The sequence below is a fragment of the Aequorivita viscosa genome (assembly GCF_900106795.1).
Lineage (GTDB): Bacteria > Bacteroidota > Bacteroidia > Flavobacteriales > Flavobacteriaceae > Aequorivita > Aequorivita viscosa.
This window is the reverse complement of sequence record NZ_FNNS01000010.1, coordinates 113,458-119,631: the sequence shown is the minus strand read 5'-3', so window position 1 is coordinate 119,631 and position 6,174 is coordinate 113,458. Positions and strand designations below refer to the sequence as shown.

At 35.8% G+C, this 6,174-nt stretch carries 4 protein-coding genes and 1 pseudogene; 2 read left to right on the top strand and 3 right to left on the bottom strand.

The window, feature by feature from the left end; translation table 11 throughout:
* Positions 1 to 260: 260 nt before the first annotated feature.
* The gene (locus BLW28_RS07805) at positions 261 to 977 is read right to left on the bottom strand and encodes a DUF4294 domain-containing protein (protein WP_073217723.1); all 717 of its coding nucleotides are present in this window, start codon (positions 975 to 977) and stop codon (positions 261 to 263) included.
* A 121-nt stretch (positions 978 to 1,098) separates the two neighbouring features.
* Here BLW28_RS07805 and BLW28_RS07800 point away from each other — a divergent pair, with 121 nt between their 5' ends.
* Positions 1,099 to 2,184: a M42 family metallopeptidase gene (locus BLW28_RS07800; protein WP_073217693.1), complete on the top strand. Its 1,086-nt coding sequence runs from the start codon at positions 1,099 to 1,101 to the stop codon at positions 2,182 to 2,184.
* 119 nt (positions 2,185 to 2,303) lie between these two features.
* Here BLW28_RS07800 and BLW28_RS07795 read toward each other — a convergent pair.
* Positions 2,304 to 3,683, bottom strand: a pseudogene (locus BLW28_RS07795) (alanine/glycine:cation symporter family protein).
* A gap of 78 nt (positions 3,684 to 3,761) precedes the next feature.
* Here BLW28_RS07795 and BLW28_RS07790 point away from each other — a divergent pair.
* Positions 3,762 to 5,027 carry an acyloxyacyl hydrolase gene (locus BLW28_RS07790; protein ID WP_073217690.1) on the top strand — a complete coding sequence of 422 codons (1,266 nt, stop codon included), beginning with the start codon at positions 3,762 to 3,764 and terminating at the stop codon, positions 5,025 to 5,027.
* A gap of 151 nt (positions 5,028 to 5,178) precedes the next feature.
* On the opposite strand, the gene BLW28_RS07785 is transcribed toward BLW28_RS07790, so the two are convergent.
* The gene (locus BLW28_RS07785; RefSeq protein WP_073217720.1) at positions 5,179 to 6,126 is read right to left on the bottom strand and encodes a phosphoribosylaminoimidazolesuccinocarboxamide synthase; all 948 of its coding nucleotides are present in this window, start codon (positions 6,124 to 6,126) and stop codon (positions 5,179 to 5,181) included.
* Between the last annotated feature and the right edge of the window lie 48 nt (positions 6,127 to 6,174).

The following is a 6,174-nucleotide window of genomic DNA, read 5'->3' as shown; positions in this document are numbered from 1 at the left end:
TTTTTAAAACTTTTTAATCCAAATATCACCAACCAACTATAACAAAAATACTTACACCTAAAATTAATTTTATTTAATGTATACCTTAATATATATACGTTATAAAAGGTATATTCAATCGTGTTTTTTCATCAAACGATACATTACAATGATTAAGGTGACTAAATATAGAAAACACTGCGTTATGAGCGTAAACTGCACTCAAAAAAGCTTGGTTTACACTAATCCAAAAGCTAGTTGCTGATTTGTAAAGGTTTAGCCTATTTCTTAACCGATTCTGCTCTCTTCTCATTCCAGTGAGCAGTCAAGTCGAGGTAATCAATAGGTGATGACGGGGCTTGGCGTTCGAGTTTGTTTTCTTGAAATGATCTTACCAAAATGTCCTCTATTAAATAGTCTTCTTCAACCTCAAAAGGTTTATATTCCTCTTTTAAAGAAATCTCAAATAAATTTGCTGTAGCATTATACCAAAAAGCTCTCCAGCCTGTTCGTAGTTCTTTTACTAAATCAAAAGCTGTGTGTCCAGTTTGCCTATATATTAGTTTCACCAGAATCTGACCTTCAGAATGAGTCATCTTCTTAAGCCTGTCAGAGAATTCGCCTTCCACATACTTTTGAATTCTTTTAGTGTATTTACGCCTGTCACTCTTTTTTTTAATTGTACCAAGACGTTCATTCATTACAGTAAGTCGATCTGCTGCTAATTTCGCGTATGGATATACTTTTCTAGTTTTGCGACGAAGGATAAGATAACGCCTTCGATCTTCTTCATTCTTAAAGTGAAGTTTATTCAATAAGAACACTTCATCTAAATCAATATAATCCCTTGCAATAGTATCTCCTTCTATTATATAATAAATAACTTCTGAAGAATCTGTGTTTTTTTGATTCAAATCAATAGCGCTGTCTTCCTGCCCATAGGCGAGTGGCAGTATAAAAATCATGAATAATACCCTAAAAAAAATAGACGAATTCATAGAAGCAAGATTGTTTCGATTTTTCAATTCAAAAAACATTCCAAAAGTAGGCAAATTGTCTTGTCCTTGCCTAATAAATCACTAATTTTGGGAGCATTAACACCCAATGAAATAAGAAAATATGAAGAACACAATCCTTACCGAAAAATCACTTGAATTTTTAGAAGCCTATTTAAACAACGCCTCTCCTACTGGCTATGAATGGAATGGTCAAAAGCTGTGGATGAATTACCTGAAGCATTATGTAGATGATTTTATTACCGACACTTATGGCACAGCTGTAGCAGTTATTAATCCTGAAGCTAAATTTAAAGTTGTAATTGAAGGGCACGCTGACGAGATTTCGTGGTATGTAAACTATATTACAGATAATGGCTTACTATATGTTATAAGAAACGGAGGAAGTGACCATCAAATTGCTCCTTCGAAAATTGTTGACATTCACACTAAAAAAGGAATTATAAAGGGTGTTTTTGGATGGCCTGCCATTCATACACGTGACAAATCTAAAGAAGAAGCACCAAAACCTGACAACATTTTTATAGATGTAGGCGCTAAAGATAAAGAGGAAGTAGAACGCATGGGCATTCACGTAGGATGTGTAATTACTTATCCTGATCAATTTCATGTATTAAACGACGACAAATTTGTTTGCCGAGCCCTGGACAACCGAATGGGTGGTTTTATGATTGCTGAAGTTGCTCGTCTTCTAAAAGAAAAAGATATTACCTTACCGTTTGGATTATACATAACCAATTCAGTTCAAGAAGAAATCGGGTTAAGAGGTGCTGAAATGATCGCAGATCGTATAAAACCAAATGTTGCTATCATCACTGATGTTACTCACGACACTACAACACCAATGATTGATAAGAAAAAAGAAGGCCAAGCCGAGATTGGAGCAGGTCCAGTTATAGCCTATGCTCCTGCAGTTCAGCAGAAATTAAGGGATTTAATTGTGGACACAGCAGAAAAGAACATGATTCCATTTCAACGTGCTGCCCTATCAAGAGCGACAGGAACAGATACCGATGCTTTTGCCTATAGTAATGGCGGAGTTCCAAGTGCGCTGATTTCACTTCCTTTACGATATATGCATACAACCGTAGAAATGGTTCATCGTGAAGATGTTGAAAATGTGATAAAATTGATTTACGAAACGCTTCTAAATATTAAAGATGGTGATACGTTTAGTTATTTTGACTAAACGAATTCTGTTGGCTAAATTTTCACTTTAAGTACTGGATTTTACAACTAGGGTCAGACTGAATAAATCTGACCCTTTTTCATGAATTGTTTTTAGATTTTTGGCTCGCGCGTTAATTCCTACTTTTTATTGAATTTCACTTTTGCAAAATAAATTTTCGCTTCTTTAATAACTTTTGGAGCAAGTATAATTGTTGCTGTCATTGTAGGGATAGCCATCAACGCAAAAAATGTGTCAATTAGATTGATCATCATGCTCAAGGATGTTGTTGCTCCAATAAGGATACTTAATATGTAGAAATAATTATAGATACCTTTATTTTTCGCTCAAAAAAGAAATGACATACATTTTGTACCATAATATGAATAAGAAAATAAGGAAGATATACTGAAAACTGCAATACAAACCATTAATCCATATTTTCCGAAGGCAGGAAGACTTTCATCAAATGCAGATGCAGTTAGGCTAACACCATTGGCATCGCTACTTTGCCAAACTCCGGTGACCAATATAGCAAGAGCAGTTAAGGTACAAATAACTAAAGTATCAATAGCAGGGCCTAACATCGCCACCAATCCTTCTCGAATTGGTTCGTTTGTTTTTGCTGCTCCATGTGCCATTGGGGCGGTTCCAATTCCCGCTTCATTTGAAAATGCTCCTCTTCGAATTCCCAAGAGAATAATTCCCCCGATTACGCCTCCTAAAAATGCATCACCCTTATAGAAATTGGCAGAAAAAGCATCGGTAAAAATTAAGCCTAAGTATTTTGGTACAACCTCAATATGAACAACCAAAATAGCAATCACCAAAATAAAATATAGCGCTGCCATAGCAGGAACCAATCTAGAAGCTGTTTTGCTAATCCGAGAAAGCCCTCCCAAAATAACTATTGACGTTATTGTGGCTAAAACTAAACCAATAATTAAGTCGGTTTGAAACCCATTGTATAAATCCATTGGTTTTAAAACAATATCATTGATGGCTTGTGTAAGTTGATTTACATTAAAAACAGGCAATGCTCCAACCAATCCTGCTACACTAAACATTATAGCCAACGGCATCCACTTTTTACCTAAACCTTCGATTATAAAATACATTGGCCCACCTTGAGTTTCTCCTTCGCTATCAACACCTCTATAAAGAATTGCTAATGTGGCAGTAAAAAACTTTGTAGACATACCTATTACAGCGCTTACCCACATCCAAAACACAGCACCAGGACCGCCAATTGCAATTGCTACGGCTACCCCTGCTATATTTCCCATTCCTACCGTTGCCGAAAGCGCAGTTGTCAGTGCTTGAAAGTGCGAAATTTCACCTATGTCGTTTTCATTATCGTACTTTCCTCGTAGAACAGCGAAAGCGTGTCCTAAATATAGAAATGGCAAAAATCTAATTCGCACCAATAGGTACAACCCACCTCCTATTAAGATTATCAATAAAGGCAAACCCCACGCGAGAGAAGCTAATTCTGAAATAAAATTGTTTACGTATTCCAAAGTAGGTTTTAAAATATCTTCTAAAAGTAGAATTAATATTTTTAAAATCAGCAAGGAAATTGTTACTTGCAGCCGCAAATGAAGAATCAACTAACCATTTTTCTTTTATTTCTGTCATTCTTTAGTTATGGTCAAACAGAAACTAATTGGAAAAAAAGTGCCTTTACAATCAGTCCTGAGTTTCTAATAGGGAAAACTATGGAAGCCAATGACGGGTTCCCTTCTACTGGATTGCAAAAACAATTAATTATAAATTTTGGGAGGGATAACACGAACAACCCGCAACAATGGGCGCAACAATTAAAAAGTCCCAAAACTGGATTCTCCTTTGGAATTACCGAATTTGGAAATTTGGATAGTCTAGGAATTGCCTTAACCGCAATGCCTTTTATTGAATTTAATGCTTTTGGCAGCAACCGATTTAAAGTGCATACTGGTGTAGGGGCATCATACTTTACAAAAAAATATGACCCTACAACAAATCCGTTAAACAGAGCAGTTACTACATCCATAACGTGGGCTTTCCGCACCTATTTGTTTTATGAATTTCTGGCTACAGAACAAATAGATTGGCGCGTGGGGTTGGGTTATTCTCACCATTCTAATGGACATACGCGACTTCTTAACATAGGTTACAATTCATTTTTGGTGAGTTTTTCGGCAGATATTAAAAATCCGTTACAACAGACTCCTGCCCTTTCTGAAATTATAATACAAAAACATAAACAAACGGTCAATAATTACTTTGCATTGCGCGGCGGATTGGGAATTAACACCCTAGCAACTGCTATTAACAATACAGACTTTGTTTACAATTTTGCTGGTGAATATGGGCGCATATATAATAATACATTTAAAATAGGCGTTGGTTTTTACTCAAGACTCTATCAGCATTATTACAATTATATAAAAGGCAACGAGTCGTTGGTACAGCCTGGAAGAGATTATGACTATTTTAGAAGCAATCCTTATTATTACGCATCCAACTTTGGCGTTAGTATTCACGGAGAAATCTTTTTAAATCATATAGGTATTGACCTGCAGTTGGGTTATAACTTTCATAAACCGGCCTATGAAATGGATTATCGCATGAATGAAGGGTGGGAAAACACGCCTCGTGAAATTCCTACAGACTGGGTTTTGGGGGCACTCAATACAAAATATAGTTTAAAATATAGAATTTCCTCTCGAATAGGTTTAAAATACTATTTAATAGGTATGGAAAAAGCACCAAAAAACAACTTCTATTTGGGTGCTCATATAAATGCAAATTTAGGACAAGCAGATTTTAGCGAATTTAGCTTTGGATACGTTCGCAGCTTCAATTTTAGGGAGAGGAGTTAAGATTTAAGCACAATCCCGGCTTGACGCCGGGATTGTATTATAGCAATTTTATTTCTGAAATGACAGGTGAGAATTGTGATATTATCACTCTAACAATTACACGATGGTATAGACAACACTAGTCATACAAACTGAATGTTCCCTAATTATATTACTTCAAATAATTAAGCACGTTTTTTTCAATACGCTCGTGAATATTGCTAACATCTGCCTTGACAAACTTTTCACCTGTAATGTTTTCATAAAGCTCAATATACCTTTCAGAAACAGTTTTCACATATTCATCACTCATTTCAGGCACTTTTTGCCCTTCCAAACCTTGAAATCCGTTTTCAATAAGCCACTGTCGAACAAATTCCTTTGAAAGTTGTTTCTGAGGTTCATTCTTTTTTTGTCGGGATTCGTAGCCTTCAGTATAAAAATATCGAGAAGAATCCGGGGTATGGATTTCATCGATTAAAACGATTTTTCCTTCTTTTGTTTTACCAAACTCATATTTTGTATCTACTAAAATCAGCCCTCTTTTAGCTGCAATTTCACTACCTCTTTTAAAAAGTTTGCGGGTATAATCCTCAAGTTGTAGGTAATCTTCTTCTGAAACTATTCCTTTTTTTATGATATCTTCTCTCGAAATATCTTCATCGTGATCACCCATTTCAGCTTTTGTAGCAGGTGTTATTATAGGTTCTGGGAATTTATCATTTTCTTTCAAACCCTCAGGCAACGGAACCCCACAAAGCAATCTTTTTCCCGCTTTGTATTCTCTTGCCGCATGACCACTCATATAACCACGAATTACCATTTCAACCTTAAAAGGCTCGCAGGCTTCACCAATTGCAACATTCGGATCAGGAGTAGCGACTAACCAGTTTGGAACTAAGTCTTCCGTATCACGCATCATTTTAGTTGCTATTTGGTTTAGAATTTGACCTTTATACGGTATACCTTTTGGCATAACCACATCAAAAGCGCTAAGCCTATCGGTTGCAACCATTAAAAGTGTATTGTTTTCTAATGTATAAACTTCGCGGACTTTTCCGTGATAAACACTTTTTTGTCCTGGGAAATTGAAATTCATAGCTGTTATCGTATTACTCATTTTAGATTCGGAATTCATTATGTTGGGATAAAGAAATCAGGAAACAGA

Bases quoted from the DNA above. Each gene is read 5' to 3' on its own strand.
- BLW28_RS07805 (WP_073217723.1), bottom strand. From the start codon at position 977: ATGAATTCGTCTATTTTTTTTAGGGTATTATTCATGATTTTTATACTG.
- BLW28_RS07800 (WP_073217693.1), top strand. From the start codon at position 1,099: ATGAAGAACACAATCCTTACCGAAAAATCACTTGAATTTTTAGAAGCC.
- BLW28_RS07790 (WP_073217690.1), top strand. From the start codon at position 3,762: ATGAAGAATCAACTAACCATTTTTCTTTTATTTCTGTCATTCTTTAGT.
- BLW28_RS07785 (WP_073217720.1), bottom strand. From the start codon at position 6,126: ATGAGTAATACGATAACAGCTATGAATTTCAATTTCCCAGGACAAAAA.